Origin of the sequence: Irregularibacter muris (genome assembly GCF_024622505.1) — a bacterium.
Lineage (GTDB): Bacteria > Bacillota > Clostridia > Eubacteriales > Garciellaceae > Irregularibacter > Irregularibacter muris.
On the sequence record NZ_JANKAS010000009.1, the window covers coordinates 45,636 to 63,991 of the forward strand.

Below are 18,356 nucleotides of genomic sequence, written 5' to 3' on the forward strand. Positions count from 1 at the left end.
CCTAGCCCTCCTTTACCACATACACATCCATACTTCCTGAGCGGAATCCCTCTAAATCCATGGTAATATAAACAAATCCTAAATCCTTTAAATAAGGTATAATTTCTTGAGATTTCTCCAATAACCTTTTTAAATCCTCCCTAGGTACCTCAATCCTCACAATATCTCCGTGGACTCTAAGACGTAGAATTCTAAAACCTAAGCCTTTAATAAATTCTTCTCCCTTTTCTATCTTTTCCAATAGTTCAAAGTTGATTGGGGTATTATAGGGTAATCTTGTGGCCATACAGGGGGCTGAAGGTCTAGAAGATACTGAAATATTTAAACTACTTGCCATCCCTCTTACCTCTGCCTTTGTAATATCAAGCTCTGCCAAGGGGCTGACAATTCCCAATTCCTTTAAAGCCTGTATTCCAGGCCGATATACCTTTAAATCATCGGCATTGGTACCATCTACTACGTATTTGCACCCCAGTTCCTGAGCAAATTTCTGTAAGTTAGAAAATAATGATTCCTTACATAAATAACATCTATTCTCTGGATTTTTCAGAATCTCCTCATTTTCAAATTCATTGATTTGAATAATTTTATGCCTTGCTCCCATTTCTTGGGCTACTCTTTTAGATATAGTCACATCGGAGGCTGGATGGAGCCTAGATTCAAAAGTAATGGCGTAAACTTCCTTATTTAATTTCTTCCCTGCTTCGCAGGCCACCTTTAAAATCAAACTGCTATCTACCCCTCCAGAAAAGGCAATACAAATCCCCTCTTTTACTAATTTTTCTACATATTCTTTTAAAGCGATATATTTATTTTCCATATCATCCGTTGACCTCCTCTAAGTAAATTTTTCTTGTGCATATTTTATTGGCTAAATGATGGTTGTGGGTGATAACTAATAGTCCTAGATTTCTTTCCTCTACTACTTCTAAAATAGACTTCCAAATCTGGGCTTGATTAATGGCATCTAGCATAGTGGTAATCTCATCAGCAATTAAAAACTTTGTATTTCCTCCCAAGGCCCTGACGATGGAGAAACGCTGTAATTCTCCCGAGGAAAGTTCCCGGGGATATCTAGTAAGCCAGTGTTTTTCAATACCCATAGCCTGTAACATTTTATCCTGGAATACTCCCCCTTCTTCTAACACCTCTTTCATCCTCCATCTAGGGTTTATAGCCTTTTCTGGATGCTGATAGATAAGTTGGACAGGGTGATGTCCTTTAGTAGGTATGGGCTTTCCATCTATAAACACTTCCCCCTTGGTGGGTTTGACATAACCTGCAAGAATTTTGGCCAAGGTACTTTTCCCATAACCACTTTTGGCGATCAAACCTACCCGTTCTCCACTTTCAATAGAGATATTCATATTTCTTAAAATATCCTCTCCCTTAGGGTAGCTAAAGCTTATATTTTTTCCCTCAAAAAGCATGATGACACCTCACCCTTCCTTCTCCAAGTTGTTTTAAGGGTGATTTATCTTGATGGCATTTTTCATCCGCCCTACTACATCTAGGAGCGAAGGCACAACCAATAGGCATATCTTTATCATAGGGTTGGCATCCCCTAGTCACCTCAAAGCCATTTTGGGGAAGGGCTTTATATAAAGCCTTGGTATATGGATGCCTCAAAGCTTCTACCCCCTTATGAAAATCCGATACTGGGGCAATTTCTACAATAGTGCCAGCATAAAATACCGCAATTTTATCCGCCACCTGCAAAGCCAAATCAATATCATGGGTAATCATCAGTACAGCCTTTCCCTGGTCCGCAAAAGCTCTAAAATAATTTAAAGTTTTCATGGCCATTTCCACGTCTAATCCTGGGGTGGGCTCATCGGCAATAATAAGATTGGCATCTTTTTGGGCAGCAGTAGAAATCAGTACCCTTCTTGCCATTCCTCCGGATAATTGAAAGGGATAAAGTTTTTCGGATTGTTGACATAAATCATATCTTTCAAAGGATGCCCTTTGCCTTTCCCTACTTTCTGTACTTCTATCCGTTCCCTGTACTTGCCTTGCTATTTTCATCAAGGGATCTAGATGGGAAATAGATTGGGGAATAAGGGCAATTTTGTTTCCCCTTAGTTTTTCTAATCTTTTTTCTGTTAGCTCTTTCCCCTCATAATATACCTTACCACCCATAGTGGCATTGTTGGGTAAAAGACCCATAATGCCATGGGCAAGTAAGCTTTTCCCACTTCCACTGGAACCTACAATAGCTAATAATTCTCCCTTATGCACATCAATGGAAAGATTAGAAATGGTTTGTTGATGATATTGTTTTAATCCCCTTCCATACATTCGAAAGGAGATAGATAGATCTTTTACTTCTAATAATGGATTTTTCATCACCTTCACCTCACTCCTGTGCACTACTGGGATCTAAAAGTCTTTTTATGTTTTCCCCCAGTTTATCAAACAATAGAACAATCAAAACTAAAGATATCCCTGGGAAAACAGCCAACCACCACATACCGGTAGATAAATATTTCATACTTTCTGATAGGATAATGCCCACTGCTGGCTGTTCAGGAGATAATCCAAAACCTAGAAAAGTAATAGAGGCTTCATGTAAAATAGCATGGGGAAACATCAAAATAGTTCCCACAAGTACCTGGGGCAATATATAAGGAAGTACATGTTTTTTTAGTATATAAACATTCCCCTTACCCAATCTTTTGCTTACCTGAATATAGATTTCATTTCGCAGTTGCAGTGCTTCTCCCCGTATGAGTCTTGCTAGACTGGTCCAATGGGTAAGGGAGATTCCAATTAAAATTCCCTTTACCCCTCTGCCTACAGCAAAGGAAATGAGAATTAATAAAACCATGTGGGGAATGCCCATAACAAGATCAATAAGCCATAAAATCCCCTGATCTAACCACTTAGGTCCTACCCCTGCCAAGGCACCAATAACTACAGCTATAATTGCACTCATAAGGGATGCCACCAAACCAATAAGGATACTTGTGGAAAGTCCCTTTAAGGTGCGTAAAAACATATCCCTTCCCATCCAATCTGTACCAAAAATATGCTTTAAAGACAAGGACTGATTCTTTTGGGAAAAGTCTGCTTTAATATCCTTTTCCCCTACGGATAGTCCATAAAATACAATTGTTACAATCATTGTTATAATAACAACCACTAACACTAAGGATTTTATTCTTCTATTCATAATCCATCTCCCCTATCTTAGGGTCAACCCATTGGTAAAGAATATTGGCTATGGAATTCCCTAAAAATACAAAGAGGGCACTAAATAGAGTAACTCCAAGAAGTAAGGGGACATCACTCCTTAAACCTGCTTCTACAGCCGCTCTTCCCAGTCCAGGATAGGAAAATACTTGTTCTACCAACACACTGCCCCCGAATAATTCACTAAAGGAAGCGAATTGTAGGGTAATGGCAGGGATGAGAGTATTATGCACAACATGATTTTTAATGATTTCCTTTGATTTTTCTCCCCTTGCTCTAGCAAAAAGTACATAGTCACTTTCCATGGCAGTAAACACCTTATCCCTTGTATGTAATGCCACTGGACTAAAGGAAGTAAAGCTCAGGGCAAGGGCAGGTAATAGTGCATGATATACTCTTTGAAAAAAGGTGATTTCCTTGGTCAGCATACCAATGGGTACACTTAAGCCCACGGGAAACCATCCTAGGCCTATGGAAAAAATCAAAAGCAATATAAGGCCTACCCAAAAGGTAGGAGTAGAGGACAAGCTTAAACAAATAGTCTTCATTACCCTTTCCCCTGGTTTTCCCCTGTTTATTCCCATAAGAAGCCCTAAGGTATACCCGATGATTCCTGATAAAACCCAGGACAATCCCATAAGTAAAATAGAATGGTTAAACTTTTCTATGATAATATCCAATACCGGTCTCCTATAGATAAGAGAGACACCAAAATCTCCCTGTAAAACTGCTCGGCTCCAGGTGAGAAACTGTTTTAGGGGCGAACCATTTCCCCCCCAAAAGTTCTCGATATTTTCCCTTTGTTCTGGACTAACAGCTACACCTGCTCCTACATAAGCCTGTATAGGATCTATAGGAGAAATTTGTATTAGAAAATATGCAATTACACATACTGCTACCAACAGGGTAACTAATCGTATAAAATTTTGTATGATTCTCTTGAAAATCCCTTTATTCATATCATCCCTCTTTTATTTCCATGTCCAATCCTTTAAGTTGGCAAGTAAGGGCCATGCATGACCATGGGGATGAATCTTTTGAGTACCCATATCCAAGCCCTCTTTTACATAATACAAATGATCCACATTGACCAACCATACCCAGGGGCTTTCCCCTTGGGTGGACACTCCTGTTTCCCCATCCCACTGAACCTTTTTCCAATGCTCCAGGGCCTCATCGTGATCCAAAGAACTCATAGCCTTATCAATATGCTCATCTACTTTTTCATTGGAGAAATATTCAGGATTGTAATAATCCTTACCGGTATTTTCACTATGATAAAGCAAATAGGTCTCTATGGGGCTTTGAGCTCCCCAACCCATGACTACCGCTTCACTATACATTCTTTGGTCAATTACATCCCAACTGGTTCCTTCAATAGTTATTTTTATTCCCAACTCTTCAGCCTGCAAGGCCACTGCATTTGCCAAGACTTGCCTAGTAGAATCACCAGCCGCATAAAGTAAATTAATTTCTGCTCTTTGTCCATTCTTTTCTCGGATTCCATCCTTGTCTACATCTATCCAGCCTGCTGCTTCTAAAATATCCTTTGCCTTCACTACATCGTACTCTACTATGGCCTTCTCATTGGACCAGGGCATTCCGTCACATTCTGTATAGGCTGGTCTACCGTATCCATTTAAAGCATCCTTTATTAATGCTTCTCGGTCAATTCCGTAGGATAGAGCTCGTCTTATAGCAATATCTGATGTCACATTATTTCCAATCCTATGGCCGTCTTTGGTTGTTTTTCCCTCATCTGGTAAACAAGGCAGGGTTAATCCACGGTTATCTATGGTCTTTACCACTTCTAAGTGCATCCCATCTATTTCCTGCTGAGCAAGGTTTGCAGAGGTCATAGCCACGTCCAACTGTCCTGCTTGAGCTACCGCTAAAGCTGCATCCTCTTCCATGAATAATACCGTGACTTTCTTCATCTCGGGTACTTTACCATAATAATTTTCGTTGGCTTCCATAATGATCTGTTGCCCCTTATCCCATTGCACTAGCTTAAAGGGACCACTACCTACGGGATTCTCACCATAGTTAGGTCCATAGGAATGTTTGGGTACAATCCCTGTGGCGGCTATGGTGTAGATAAAAGAGGAGTCTGGTTTATGTAGGATAAATTCCACAGTGTTTTCATTTACCTCAGAAATCTTTTTCATGTTGGTTAAATCCACAATAGAGCCGCTATCTTTAGCTTTATCAAAGGTGAAAACCACATCCTCTGCTGTAAGTTTTTCACCGTCGGTAAAGTAGGCATCCTCCCGTAGGGTGAAGTTCCAGATAAGACCATCTTCACTGATCTGATAATCGGTAGCCAAATCCTTTACAATTTCCATATTAGAATCCGTATCTACCAAAGTACTTTGAAAAAGGGGATTACCATATCTTCCCCACCCCACAATGGGGTCAAAGCCTCCATCAGGTTCGCTACCTATGGCCATGACTAATTTTTCCTTCTTTTTCAATGCATCCTCTTGAGACTGACTGGCATCTTTCCCCTTTCCCTGGCATCCCCCTAAGACAAAAATACCTACTAGTAGAATAATCAATCCTTTAAACATCATAGATTTTCTTCTCATTTTCTTCTCCTCCCCTTTCAAAAACAAAAAACCATAAAGTAACCCCTTATTCTTAAGAGATGATAACCTTCATGGTTTATTGATTCCGCGCTTATGTAATTACTATGGTTCTCTTTATTGCTCTAAAATGGTTTTCACTTTTTCAAGCAATTGATCAAAGATCTGTTTTAATGAATAATTTTCAAGACCAATAATTTCAAAGTTGCATTTACTTACTGGCAATAAAAGTTTTTTTGCACTGCTGCTGGCAATGGTCTCTGCTATTTTAGGACTAATCTCTCCCATCATAGAATTGGCTGCAATAATAGCCATTGGCCCAATAATAAGATCTACTTTATGACTCATCCATATAATTGCATTTTCCCCGGTGGCCCCATCGTCACCGCCGGCTTTTAACATATTGCCAGTAGCCTTAGAATTGGTGCCTAGGACAATGATTTCCAAATCATTGTTTTTCAAAGACTTCAGTCTTTCTACTACTTGACATCCAATTCCTCCACCTTTTCCATCAATAACTGCTATTTTCATTTTTTCCCCTCTTTTTTACGTTATCTAATATTTTAGACAAATATAATTATAAAATAGAACTATATTTTTGTCATTCTTAATTTGTGGAACTAATAATTCTAATTGCATAGAGAATTTGCTTTATGAAAAGGCTCAAAGTATGTTTGCAAAGAGAAGATAACTTACATCAACTGTTTGAGCAAAAAGCTATTAACACAATTTGTGGCGTGTTTACAAATTCTTAGCCTTTGAACACTCATAACTCAGATTTCAACTAGCACCATAGTATATCTAGGATATTCCTTCCTCTACCCTACCCCTAATATAGGGGGAAAGAATGGATTTTAATGATGGTGTGCACATCCATAATCATCCTCACCATGATAGACTTCATCTTTCATCATTAAATGAACAGAGGTAGTGGTAAAGGTTTTAGGTAAAGCTAGGATATTAGGGTTCTCCCCAACAAATTTTTTCTTGGCGTCTTCTAATGCTTCCTCAATGGTAGACCTTGTTTTCAGTCCCATTCCTCTTGCATAGCCAGGTTCCTGGGCACCTACAATATAAATAGTTGATGTATGCTTTTCAGCAAGGTGACCACAGGAAATCATAGAAAATCCATGAAAAGGATGGAAGGCATTTCCAAAACGATATTTTCGAATATACTCTTCATTGGTGGCAAAAAGTTCTCCATAGCGGTTCATATCAGGTAAAGTATTCATATACTCTTTTTGGAACATTTCATACATTTCTCTTGTATAGGGCCATAATTCATCATTAAAATATCCATCACATCTTGATGCACAAATAATAACACACCGATCACTCATAATTCGTTTATGTCTAATCACTTGAGCAGAAAGAGCCTGCATAAGCATAATTGGATTATTCCCCATTCCATCTCCGTAGTGGAAAAATTGTGGCATACCAAAAATCATAATATCATATTTTTTTTCTGCATAAGGCACATAGGTTCTTTCGTTAGCTACGGTCCAAGATTTAGGCTGCATTTCTTTGGCATAACCGCTAAAAATTTCGATTTGTCGGGACTTAGTATCAAGGACAGCATCACAACAAAAGAATTTTTTACCCATACATTCTTCCATATATTCACTAATTTCATCGAACTTACTTCGCATTAAGGAATTATCATTTACCGGCATAAAGTCCTTTCTATGCATAACTTTAGGTACATGATGAGAGGCTATAGATTTCCAATGAGTAATCCCTGTAGCACTATGTTTATATCCTCCAGAATAACCTCCATAGGGGTTTCCTTGGGTATGACCAATTAATATTGCTAAATCGCTATCATATACATACTTATTCATTATTACAGGATCTCCACGTCGGGTTGTTCCTAGATCTACTAAGTTTTCATAATCTTCACTGTCATGATTAATGATTTGGTTGCTGTACCAAAATTCATTAAATAATTCTTCTCCTAAGACTCCGCGAATTTGTTTTTCGGTGTTCTTGCTATGAAGTCCATTGGAGCAGATCAAAAGAATGTCCTCTTTTTCTACACCCACACTATATAATTCTTGAAGAATTAATTTAATAGATACCTTTCTATGGGCTGTAGCGTGTTCTCCTCCCTTAACTCTGTCAGGGAAAATAATGGTTACCTTAGAACCTTTTTTTACTAATTCAGTAATAGGCTCCATTCCAATTGGATTTCTAAGGGACTCTAAGGTTTTTTCTTCAATTTGATCCTCTGGAATGTGAGGTGGATCTGCTATAGTCTCCCCTGGAATAAATACATCTGTATTATCTGGAAGTTGAGCCTCTATCAATCCATGCCCATATTCAAAAGATAATTTCATAATATTTTACACTACCTTTCTTATTGTGATTTCTCCATATATTTATTAACAACCTCTAAGTATTTTCTTAGATAAATATTGATATGTCCTAGTAACTCTACCAATACCATCTTTATCTAATCTTCTATCATATACCGTCAAATAAGCATGTTTCATATTTTATAACATATCCAAATCTTTACCCTTAGGAAAATTAAGATTATAGTGCTTGTCACATGGTAAATATATGTCTGATTTGATGGCGTTTTTGTTAAAATAACGTGGCTATTATTTAGTATATAAATTACTATAGTATCTGCCATGGAATGAAGCGCCTGATAAATTTTCCATATTATCTTATCAAGATTTATCCTATCTAAGTACTAGACGCAACCAATCTGAAGTTTGATTGCATCTATACATCACGCTTCAAAGTTTTATTTCTAAATATCTTTTCTTGAAACTCTATCAAGCCTATAACAAATTCTTTCTAAGTCCCTATAACTCTCAGTAAACACCTGATACATTTTGTCATATATTCCAGCATTATCCACATTCGGTATAAATATTTCTCCATCCTTTGCAAATTTCTTTGCACCCTGTTCTAAATTTTCAAACAAGCCAATTCCCACACTTGATAAGATTGCAGCCCCCTGGCAGGTTGCTTCATCATTATTTTTTGTCTTTATAATTTTTCCTGTTACATCCGCCTTAATTTGCTGCCATAATGCTATCTTTGATCCCCCACCAACACAGCATATACTCTTTATTTCTGTTCCAGATAATTTTTCATGCATATTTACAATCATCTTAACTTGATAGGAAAGTCCCTCTAGTACAGCCCTCATCATATGCATTGAACCATGTGACGAAGTAAGACCTAAAAAGGCACCTTTCATTCTTGGATCCCAGTGGGGGGTACCACTTCCCCTAAGGTATGGCATAAATAGGAGTCCGTCACTACCACATGGAATATGCTTACAAGACGATAACAATTCATTAAATTTAATAGCTGGAACATCATATCCCCATTCTTTGCAAAGTGCTAATCGTTCCACTGACCATTCCACACATATTCCCGATGACACAATCCCTCCCCATAGTATATACCGGCTCGGATCAGGATGTCTACCTATACGCTGTCCAATGTTATTCATTAAAATAGGAGTATTTGGGGGCGAAACATATAGAAGTGGCTCCGCTGTACCTGATGAGTCTAGAATTGTATTTCCATCAAAAATATTCGCAGAAATTGTAGCAATAGCATGATCATGTCCCCCCATGATTACAGGGGTCCCCGCTAGAAGCCCTGTGGCACTTGCCGCTCCATCTGTCACTTGGCCCATTATACTTCCACTTGCTACAATATCTGGTAAAACTGACACATCCACATTTAATGCTTTGAGTATTTCTGTTGACCAAGAGTTTGTATTTATGTCAAAAGCTAAGGTTCTACTTGCAAGGGTAAAATCAGTTTTTATCTTACCTGTTAATTTATAATTTATATAGTCAGCCATCTGAAGCCATTTTGTTGTACGAGCAAAAATTTCCGGATTATGTTTACGCATCCAAAGCATTTTGGGAAGAGAAAAAATAGCTCCTGCTTCCAGTCCAGTTATTGAAAATATCCTATCCGCACCTAGTATCGTTTTTATATTTTCTGCTTCATCCATGGATCGAACATCAAACCATGGTATTATATCGCAGAGTTCTTTGCCATTAACATCTATAGGCACTATTGATTCACCCATACTTGTAACTGATATAGCCTTAATATTTGAAAGGGAATAACTTTCCCCAATCTGCCTTATTAAATTAACAATATTTCGCCAAATAATTTTTGGGTTATAGCATCGAAGACTATTTCTATCCATACTTATCACTGCTGGTGTTTTTACTGATGCAATAACAGTACCTTGATCATCAAAAACCATTACCTTCCAGTTAGTAGTTCCTATATCTATAGACAAAAGCCCAATCATCTCTTCACCTTCTGTGTCTTTCTTATTTGTACAATAACTATTTATTTATTATAATTTATTGCCCCCATATTGAAATCCCTAAGAAAAGTTCCTGCTATGTCAATATCATGTGATATATCCTTGTCAGGCCATTAAGACCCATCTTACAAATTTCTAATATCCATGGGTTTATATGCTCTTGTAGATCCTTTGTTTTTATTGCTCTCAATATGGTATTTAATATCTTCTTACAAAATCCATAATATAATACAATTCATACGGATATACTTATTGTTCATATCTAAGCTTTCGGAATCCCTTTCATATTGTTTTTATAACTGTATCAATATTGGTATTTGGTTCACAATAATCAAAAACCGTATTTTTTTTACGTCTTTTGTTGTTGTGCTTTTCATGTGTACATCCCCCTAGATAAATGTCATTACACATAATTCTACCTAACCAAAAACTTATTTATTGGGATTCTTGGATGCTATTGCATCCCTGCATTTTTCATAAATATCTTTAGAAGTTAATCCAAAATATTCTTCTAAGTCTTTTCTTTTACCGGATCTTCCAAATGTATCTTTTACACCCAGCCTCCTTAAAACAGCATGGGGGTTTTCTGCCAACACTTCCGCCACAGCTGAGCCTAGACCACCAATGATATTATGGTCTTCAGCAGTTACAACTGCACCTGTTTTAAAGGCATATTCTAGAATAAGTTCTTTATCAATAGGCTTAATGGTATGCATATCAATGACCGCAGCGGAAAGTCCATCCGCGGCCAACATTCCCGCAGCTTTAATTGCATTACTAACCATATCCCCTATAGCAAAAATTACAACATCATCCCCATCTTCTATTACATTGCCTTTTCCTACAACAAAGGGAACGTGCCCTTCTGTATATACATTTTCAGCAGGAAAACGACCGAATCTAAGGTATACTGGTCCAGAAACCTTTACTGCTGCCTCAACCGCTGAAAATGTTGATGCTTCATCACAAGGGGCTATAACTGTCATATTAGGAAGAGTTCGCATTAATGATATATCCTCAATACACTGATGGGAGCCTCCATCTTCCCCTATTAATACTCCCCCATGGGTTGCAGCAATCTTAACATTTAATCCTGTATATGCAATAGAGTTTCTTATTTGCTCAAATGCTCTACCAGCTGCAAATATTGCAAAAGTGCTTGCAAATACCATTTGACCACATGAGGCAATTCCTGCAGCAGTAGTCATAAGGTCACTTTCGGATATACCCATATTTACAAATCTATCGGGGAACTTTTCGCCAAACAAATGCGTCATCGTTGCTTTTGAGAGATCGGCATCCATAACCCAGAAATCATATTTATCACCAAGGCTCTCTATAGCAATCCCATATGCTTCTCTTGTTGATAGAGACATCATTATTCTACCTCCAATGCTTTTATTATAGCGTCAATTTCAGATAATGCCACTTTAGCCTGTTCTTTATTTGGAGCTGCACCATGCCATCCAACTTGGTTTTCCATATATGAAACACCTTTGCCCTTTATGGTCTCACAAATAATGACTGTGGGTTTTCCTTTAACTTTTTTAGCTAAATTAATTCCATCAATAATTTGGGTAATATCATTACCATCTATTGTTATAGTGTTCCAACCAAATGCTTCAAACTTGGCTTCATAAGGGGTATTGTTCATTATTTCTGATACTACCCCATCAATTTGCAAACTATTTTTATCTACAAACACCGTTAAATTATCAAGTTTATAATGGGCAGATGTCATAATTGCCTCCCAGATTTGCCCCTCCTGCATTTCTCCATCGCCCAATATACAAAACACATGGGAATCTTTCTTCTTACGCTTTAAAACAAGAGCCATACCATTTGCTGCCGAAAGTCCCTGTCCCAATGATCCAGTTGACATATCCACACCCCTTATTTTTACCATATCAGGATGCCCCTGTAGCATACTATCAATTTGACGTAATTTTTCAAGTTCAGCTACATTAAAATATCCTCGTTCAGCTAGTGCTGCATAGTATGCAGGTGCAGCATGTCCTTTAGAGAGTACCAATCTATCCCTGGATTCATCCTTTGGATTGTGTATATCAGTCTTCATCTCGTGAAAATACAAAACTGCAAGTATGTCTGCAATTGAAAGAGATCCTCCCGGGTGACCACTCCCTGCAGAAGATACCCCCATGATAGCTCCTCTTCTTATGCGGGCCGCTTTAATTTTAAGTTCCTTTAAAATACTTTCGTTCATATACTTCACCCCTTATTGATTAATTATCTACCTCCATCTTGGCAGGTCAATCCAAAATTTGATCTAGATCTAATTTCCTCCTTACAAATCTTATCTAATTAGGCAAACCTCTTAATATAAATAGTCTATAATTAGCATACTTTCTTTTTTTGTAGGTTTTATCATGCATGTCTCTTTATGTTAATCTTATAACATTCTCCATGTCCAGTAGATTTTAAGGAAATTCTGGGATCTTTTCTTCAGTTTTGCCTTCAGGGATATGAGTTAAAACTGGAGTGACCTTCCCTGAAATATGCCCATCTATACTATCTAATGGATGTACCATATATTAATCTTTGCCCATATTTTAAAATTCGTTTTATGTGACTGTATCCTTTCTTTTTTATAATTTTCCCATATATTTTTTGACAATTTCTAAATATTCCTCTGGGTAAAAACCAATATCCCCCTGGAACCTTGTCAGTGCAATTAAACCTCCATCTACTTCGTCGATAGATGCTAACATTTTGGCATTCTCTTCTTTCAACCCTCCACCATATACAACATTACAACCATCTGTTAATTCTTTTATATATCGGGCAATTTGGGTTATATATTCTTTATCTGGAGGTGTTTTTCCAGGTCCTATGGCCCAAACTGGTTCATATGCAATGGCCACTTTGTTTTTGTCCACGTCTTTTAAACCAATTTCCAGTTGCTTTCCAAGCACTTCTTTCCAGTTAGATTGTTCTTCTGCCTTTTCTCCTATGCAAAACAACACAGAAAGTCCTGCATTTATTGCAGCTTTCACCTCTAAATTCAAAATTCTACTTACCGCCTCTGGATCCACAAGCCCTGCCTCTCTCATTACACCTGCCTTGTCATTTCTTTCTTCGCAATGCCCAATGATAACGCTCTCACAACCAATTGCCTTCATGGAATTGGCAGTTTTATTTGTTGTAAATGCTCCAAAGTTTCCCTCCAAAGATGTATCCTCCCTATAAACGCCTTGAGAACCTATCTTTAGGTTAGAATTTTTATCTAGAGCTGTAATTGCATTAATTAAATGGGCTTCTGGCATATAAAAGGTAAACTCTACTTCCTCTTTATCATATTGTTGTAGTGCATTTTGAATATATGTAATAATATATTCCCCCCATTCTAATGGGCTTGCTATGTTATTGACACCTCCATATTCTTTGGGGATATCAAATCGTTTGAAGTTTACATAAATATGTTTCATAAGAACCTCCTTCTAATATGAAATTTAGTATAATAGTTTTATATTATTCTATAAGTTTTTTTGTGACATAATTTACTTGTTCATGATTAATTCCCGAAACAAAATTTCCACCCAATATCACTTAATTAATGAAAACTAAAAAAGCATCTATATAAATTGTAGTAAATCCATCATAAGATAAAATTAGTCAACATGGATCTAGACCATTTTATGTTGTATATATTATAGGAATCCAACTCAATAAGTTAAAACAATCAGTAAATTAATCCCCCATATCTGCTCAAACTAATTTTACTATCATTAACAAAGATAAATTAATTTGGTAAGAAAAACAGCGAATTTGTAATTTTACATGGATATACAATAGAATAATTAAAGATACCGGGAGAAAAATTAATAGTATTTTTTCTGATGTTAGTATAATATTGTAGGCACAAAAATCCGAATACTATAATATATATAGATAGGAAAGGGTGCGTCAAAATATGATTAAAGGGGTCATATGGCGTTTCAAAGTTAAGAACAATAGGCCAGCAAAACTTACAGCAATAGATAGAAATACAATAGTAGCGTTAGCTGACTATCAAGTCATTCCGAAAAACAGCTAAGCCTGAAAAGGAAAAAAGTATTAGAAGTTTTAGAAACTTCTTATGTAAATTTAAAAATAATAAAAAACACTAGAAGTATTAAAAAATAAAGTTTCAAGGGAAAGTTTCAAAAGCTTACAACGAACCCAAGAAATATTATGGAATATCCAAATACATAAAATCCTTCTAACTGAAGGTTTTAAAATTAACTTTAAAAGAGTAAAAAGGATTATAAAAAGACCAGGTATTAAATTTATAGTAATTAGAAAGTTTAAACCTTATTCTGCCATAGGGATTTTTTAATAGATATAGTGGCTCAGAAGTAGATTATCGAAATTACTTATATTCACCTATCTCTGCTATATCTGGTGTTATTTAGCCTCTACTGCAAATTTACATACTGGGTTTTCTTTTTTCTGAAGAGCTTTTACTGCACACATAAATGGTGATAATATATATAAACCTAATACGCCTTGTCCTTGGTTAGACAAATACCGGATTTCAAATAACACTTAATATAATGCCTTGTCTTTGCCTCGGGATAGCAACAGGTTCATTTGCACTGCTCAGACAATAAAATATCGATACAGATCATGCTATAATTTCAAAGTATCAAAGTATTAAAATTTTTATTTTAAAATAGAAAAAACTAGTATCCAAACGAATCTATTTTACAGACCTAATTAAGTAATTAGGGGTTAAACTAATTACTATAGACGTGCAGTGGCATGTTCAGCCTCCCCTTATATTAACAATACGCTATATCGCTTTTCGTATCACTAGGCTGAGTATCTACATCTACACACAAAATGGTGACCACCAGATATGTATTAGTATGAAAGTATTGAAAAGTTAGAATGAACAAATATAAAAAATAACATACTATATTATTAAAATAGAGCAATTTATTTAATAAACCCTAATCCTAATTATATTAAACCTGCCTATTCTAACTTTCAAAGCAAGATTTATTTATTCCCCTCCCAAATAGGTAACAATATCGCAAGCTGATTGGGCCGTTTTGATTTTGAGCAATAGGTCATCATCCGCCAATTTCCCAGCAACCCTAGATAGTAAAACTAGATGATCCCTATTGGAATTCATGTCGTCACTTACACAAAATAAGAATATAATATTTACTTTATCTCCATCTAGTGTTTCCCACTCTATACCTTCTTTTAATGTAGCGATGGCAATACCTATTTTGGTAACACTTTTGCTTTTGCCATGTGGAATTGCCACGTTATTTCCTATTCCAGTGGCACCTTCTTCTTCCCTTAAGTATATATCTTTGATGAATTGGTCAGTGTCATTGATATATCCATTTTGATATAACATATCGCCCATCTCTTTTAGTGCATCATCCTTTGATTTTACATCCAAACCAATCCTAATGATTTTCTCATCCAATATCTTTCTTAACTCCATAACCTTTCCCCCTATGCTAAGTATTTATACGGCCTAACTCTGTAGTATTAATAATTGGTTTTATACCTTAAATGTTAAATATAACAAATAGCGATGTATAGATAAATATTTTTGTTTTTCATGAAAAATTTAAAATATCTTAGGCGGGAGATACCTCTATGTTTTGCATGGCTTGCAAGATAATTAAAAATAAGTGAAAGTAATAGATGCATCTCCCCATCATTTTAATGAGTTACCTTAGAATTTATTATTGAAATAAATAGCAAGCATCCCTATTTTTATATTTAGAGTATCTATAGTTTTATTAAGACTCTATCTTATTTACCTAGAGATAATAGTTACAATCTTTACGGTGTGAATAGCAACATTTCTTGTAATTAAGATCTATGAACATTGGATTAATAATTATGTTCATAATACATTTTTATATTGAGTTTTTGGGCTACCAATGCATATGATAAATATTTATAACTATATCTATTATTTATAATAATTTGCCTTACCTAATGAACCAAATAACTCCATTTTACTATGCACAATTTTTTTTGTTGCTTCAATTGCTGGATTAAATACTTTAGGTGGCATGAAGGATCCGGTATCATTCAAGATATTCAATACTGTTTTAAAGAACTCTTGTTTGATGTCACTTGAGATATTTACCTTTTGAATACCTATTTCACAAGCTTTTCTTATTTCTTCATTAGGATTATCACTTCCACCATGGAGTACTAGAGGTATATTTGTTACTGCGTTGATTTCTTTTAATAAATCAAGTTGTAATTTTGGTTTTAAACCCTTTGGATAAATACCATGAGCTGTTCCAATGGCAATTGCCAGTGCATCTACATTTGTATCCTTTACAAATTTTACAACATCTTTGGGATCTGTATAGGTAACCTCTTCTACTCCACCCTCATCTGAATTGCCCGTTGTTCCAATCGTTCCAATTTCTCCTTCAACAGAGACATTGACCATATGCGCAATATCCGTGATCTCTTTTGTTTTTTTTATGTTATCTTCAAAGCTCATTTCAGACCCATCAAACATAACTGATGTAAATCCAGCCTTAATTGCCATAATACAATCTTCAACCGTTTTTCCATGATCAAGATGCAAAGCAAAAGGTGTTTTGCTACTTTCCAATCTCTTTTTAACATACTCAAAAAAATACGGTGTAGCATATTTAAATTCACCAGGTGCAAATTGAACAATGGCAGGTGTATTTGTTTTTTCTGCTTCTTCTACAACTGCTCTAAATAACGCCAAATCAGTTGTATTAAACGCTCCTATTGCAAATGATTTTTGTTTTGCAACACTTAATATTTCTCTTAAATTTAAAAGCAAAGTATCACAACCTTTTTATGATTTAATTGTACTAATTTAGAAATGAATCATCGAATGATAAGTCATCTTCTAACTCACTATCACCGACTTCATGACCCAAGTCATTAAAGGATTCATCTTCCTCTGTAGCTTCTTTCTTTATTAATGACAATACTGCGCCTGTAACAATACTACCAATCGCTAAAGCTATTAATGCTTTTAACGGCTCATTGAAGAATGGGAATGCAATAAAACCACCATTTGGAAGAGGAGATGAAATTCCCCAACTCATCGAAAGCCCTCCAGCAACAACTGAGCCTACTACACAGGCAAACACTACTCTAATCAAATCACGTGCAGCAATAGGGATAACACCTTCGGTAATCATCACACATCCCATAGGGACTGCCGATTTCAATGTTTCAATTTCGGCTTTTGTATATTTCTTCCTTGCTATCAGTGCAGAAATTGCGATACCAAATGGTGGAATCATCGATCCTAAAAATTGGACAACTTTTGCATCTCCAATACCCTCCGCAAGCATTGCATTAGCATATGCAGTTGCAACTTTATTAACTGGACCGCCAAAATCAAATGTTGACATTGCCCCTAAAATAGCACCATATAGAAATTTAGCTCCACCCGATAAGGATGTCAGGAAATTTGTTAATGCATCGGTAAGCCAGACAATTGGGACTCCAAGAACGCCAAACATAAGAATAGCAGTAATTGCTGTTGCTAAGAACGGGATAATAATGACTGGAATAATACCTGTTAAGGATTTGGGAAGCTTAACATATTTCTTAATTAAAATAACAATATAACCTACCAGTAAACCACCAATCATCCCCCCGATGAAACCAGCCTTAATTTCAGTTGCAATAAAACCGATAATGAATCCTGGTGCTAATGCCGGTCTGCCTGCTACTGAGTACGCGATATAAGCACAAAGAATCGGTACCATTAAGGACATCCCAAGTTGTCCAGTAGTGAATAGCCAATATGCAAAGCCTGTAGTCCCAAGATTGTCCAAACTTGAACCTGCCATTGCTCTTCCAATTGCCATTGTTAATCCCGAGGCAACAACAAGTGGAATCATATAACTAATACCCGTTAGAACATGGTTTTTTACCTCTTTAATTTTCATTGGATTTTTTCTCCTTTTCTAATAATTTTTCAACTTTTTGCATTAATGCAATGGGATTCTTAATTAATGTGGATGTACCAATCTTTATAACTTTTTTTCCTTTAAAACGTTCAATTCCATCAATAGCAATATCGACAGCTAAAATAACAACATCTGCTTCCTCAATATCCTTTGCTAGTAATTCATATTCAACTCCAATTGTCCCCTGCGTCTCGCAGTGGATGATATGTCCTCTAGTTTCTGCACTCTTAATCATTTTTTCACGTGCGATATAGGTATGAGCTACTCCAGCAGTACATGCAGCGACCCCTACTATTTTCATTTATTACC

16 protein-coding genes are annotated in these 18,356 nt (G+C 36.2%); all 16 read right to left on the bottom strand.

The window, feature by feature from the left end; translation table 11 throughout:
- Position 1 precedes the first annotated feature (1 nt).
- The 16 genes from larE to NSA47_RS10465 all read right to left on the bottom strand — a co-directional run bounded on the left by larE (position 2) and on the right by NSA47_RS10465 (position 18,348).
- Positions 2-820, bottom strand: coding sequence for an ATP-dependent sacrificial sulfur transferase LarE (gene larE / locus NSA47_RS10390; protein ID WP_257531703.1), 819 nt, complete (start codon positions 818-820; stop codon positions 2-4).
- A gap of 1 nt (position 821) precedes the next feature.
- On the bottom strand, positions 822-1,430 hold the full coding sequence (locus NSA47_RS10395; RefSeq protein ID WP_257531705.1) for an ABC transporter ATP-binding protein: 609 nt from the start codon (positions 1,428-1,430) through the stop codon (positions 822-824).
- Positions 1,420-2,349 (bottom strand): ABC transporter ATP-binding protein, encoded by a 930-nt coding sequence (locus tag NSA47_RS10400; RefSeq protein WP_257531707.1) that lies wholly within the window; start codon positions 2,347-2,349, stop codon positions 1,420-1,422. The genes NSA47_RS10395 and NSA47_RS10400 overlap by 11 nt, the downstream gene beginning before the upstream one ends.
- A gap of 10 nt (positions 2,350-2,359) precedes the next feature.
- Entirely contained in the window at positions 2,360-3,175 is an 816-nt protein-coding gene (locus tag NSA47_RS10405; protein WP_373370323.1) for an ABC transporter permease, read from the bottom strand.
- Positions 3,168-4,154 (bottom strand): ABC transporter permease, encoded by a 987-nt coding sequence (locus NSA47_RS10410; protein ID WP_257531709.1) that lies wholly within the window; start codon positions 4,152-4,154, stop codon positions 3,168-3,170. Before NSA47_RS10410 ends, NSA47_RS10405 begins: the two co-directional genes overlap by 8 nt.
- Before the next feature lie 12 nt (positions 4,155-4,166).
- Complete coding sequence (locus NSA47_RS10415) at positions 4,167-5,783, bottom strand: ABC transporter substrate-binding protein (protein WP_257531711.1); 1,617 nt, start codon at positions 5,781-5,783, stop codon at positions 4,167-4,169.
- 114 nt (positions 5,784-5,897) lie between these two features.
- Positions 5,898-6,311: a DUF3842 family protein gene (locus NSA47_RS10420; protein WP_257531713.1), complete on the bottom strand. Its 414-nt coding sequence runs from the start codon at positions 6,309-6,311 to the stop codon at positions 5,898-5,900.
- 323 nt (positions 6,312-6,634) lie between these two features.
- A complete protein-coding gene (locus NSA47_RS10425; RefSeq protein ID WP_257531716.1) occupies positions 6,635-8,116 on the bottom strand; it encodes a lactate racemase domain-containing protein in 1,482 nt (493 codons plus the stop codon).
- Positions 8,117-8,538: 422 nt separating this feature from the next.
- Entirely contained in the window at positions 8,539-10,077 is a 1,539-nt protein-coding gene (locus tag NSA47_RS10430) for an FGGY-family carbohydrate kinase (protein ID WP_257531717.1), read from the bottom strand.
- 449 nt (positions 10,078-10,526) lie between these two features.
- Positions 10,527-11,474, bottom strand: coding sequence for a transketolase family protein (locus NSA47_RS10435; protein ID WP_306811155.1), 948 nt, complete (start codon positions 11,472-11,474; stop codon positions 10,527-10,529).
- The gene (locus NSA47_RS10440; protein WP_257531721.1) at positions 11,474-12,319 is read right to left on the bottom strand and encodes a transketolase; all 846 of its coding nucleotides are present in this window, start codon (positions 12,317-12,319) and stop codon (positions 11,474-11,476) included. The genes NSA47_RS10435 and NSA47_RS10440 overlap by 1 nt, the downstream gene beginning before the upstream one ends.
- Positions 12,320-12,701: 382 nt before the next feature.
- Positions 12,702-13,541: a triose-phosphate isomerase gene (locus tag NSA47_RS10445; RefSeq protein WP_257531724.1), complete on the bottom strand. Its 840-nt coding sequence runs from the start codon at positions 13,539-13,541 to the stop codon at positions 12,702-12,704.
- Between the two features lie 1,559 nt (positions 13,542-15,100).
- Positions 15,101-15,556: a PTS sugar transporter subunit IIA gene (locus NSA47_RS10450; protein ID WP_257531726.1), complete on the bottom strand. Its 456-nt coding sequence runs from the start codon at positions 15,554-15,556 to the stop codon at positions 15,101-15,103.
- Between the two features lie 480 nt (positions 15,557-16,036).
- Positions 16,037-16,900 carry a ketose-bisphosphate aldolase gene (locus NSA47_RS10455; protein WP_257531728.1) on the bottom strand — a complete coding sequence of 288 codons (864 nt, stop codon included), beginning with the start codon at positions 16,898-16,900 and terminating at the stop codon, positions 16,037-16,039.
- A 31-nt stretch (positions 16,901-16,931) separates the two neighbouring features.
- The gene (locus NSA47_RS10460; RefSeq protein ID WP_257531731.1) at positions 16,932-18,026 is read right to left on the bottom strand and encodes a PTS fructose transporter subunit IIC; all 1,095 of its coding nucleotides are present in this window, start codon (positions 18,024-18,026) and stop codon (positions 16,932-16,934) included.
- Positions 18,016-18,348, bottom strand: coding sequence for a PTS fructose transporter subunit IIB (locus tag NSA47_RS10465; RefSeq protein ID WP_257531734.1), 333 nt, complete (start codon positions 18,346-18,348; stop codon positions 18,016-18,018). Before NSA47_RS10465 ends, NSA47_RS10460 begins: the two co-directional genes overlap by 11 nt.
- Positions 18,349-18,356: the final 8 nt, after the last annotated feature.

Excerpts from the sequence above, each read along its gene's own strand:
- larE (WP_257531703.1), bottom strand. The coding sequence starts at position 820 with ATGGAAAATAAATATATCGCTTTAAAAGAATATGTAGAAAAATTAGTA.
- NSA47_RS10395 (WP_257531705.1), bottom strand. The coding sequence starts at position 1,430 with ATGCTTTTTGAGGGAAAAAATATAAGCTTTAGCTACCCTAAGGGAGAG.
- NSA47_RS10400 (WP_257531707.1), bottom strand. The coding sequence starts at position 2,349 with ATGAAAAATCCATTATTAGAAGTAAAAGATCTATCTATCTCCTTTCGA.
- NSA47_RS10405 (WP_373370323.1), bottom strand. The coding sequence starts at position 3,175 with ATGAATAGAAGAATAAAATCCTTAGTGTTAGTGGTTGTTATTATAACA.
- NSA47_RS10410 (WP_257531709.1), bottom strand. The coding sequence starts at position 4,154 with ATGAATAAAGGGATTTTCAAGAGAATCATACAAAATTTTATACGATTA.
- NSA47_RS10415 (WP_257531711.1), bottom strand. The coding sequence starts at position 5,783 with ATGAGAAGAAAATCTATGATGTTTAAAGGATTGATTATTCTACTAGTA.
- NSA47_RS10420 (WP_257531713.1), bottom strand. The coding sequence starts at position 6,311 with ATGAAAATAGCAGTTATTGATGGAAAAGGTGGAGGAATTGGATGTCAA.
- NSA47_RS10425 (WP_257531716.1), bottom strand. The coding sequence starts at position 8,116 with ATGAAATTATCTTTTGAATATGGGCATGGATTGATAGAGGCTCAACTT.
- NSA47_RS10430 (WP_257531717.1), bottom strand. The coding sequence starts at position 10,077 with ATGATTGGGCTTTTGTCTATAGATATAGGAACTACTAACTGGAAGGTA.
- NSA47_RS10435 (WP_306811155.1), bottom strand. The coding sequence starts at position 11,474 with ATGATGTCTCTATCAACAAGAGAAGCATATGGGATTGCTATAGAGAGC.
- NSA47_RS10440 (WP_257531721.1), bottom strand. The coding sequence starts at position 12,319 with ATGAACGAAAGTATTTTAAAGGAACTTAAAATTAAAGCGGCCCGCATA.
- NSA47_RS10445 (WP_257531724.1), bottom strand. The coding sequence starts at position 13,541 with ATGAAACATATTTATGTAAACTTCAAACGATTTGATATCCCCAAAGAA.
- NSA47_RS10450 (WP_257531726.1), bottom strand. The coding sequence starts at position 15,556 with ATGGAGTTAAGAAAGATATTGGATGAGAAAATCATTAGGATTGGTTTG.
- NSA47_RS10460 (WP_257531731.1), bottom strand. The coding sequence starts at position 18,026 with ATGAAAATTAAAGAGGTAAAAAACCATGTTCTAACGGGTATTAGTTAT.
- NSA47_RS10465 (WP_257531734.1), bottom strand. The coding sequence starts at position 18,348 with ATGAAAATAGTAGGGGTCGCTGCATGTACTGCTGGAGTAGCTCATACC.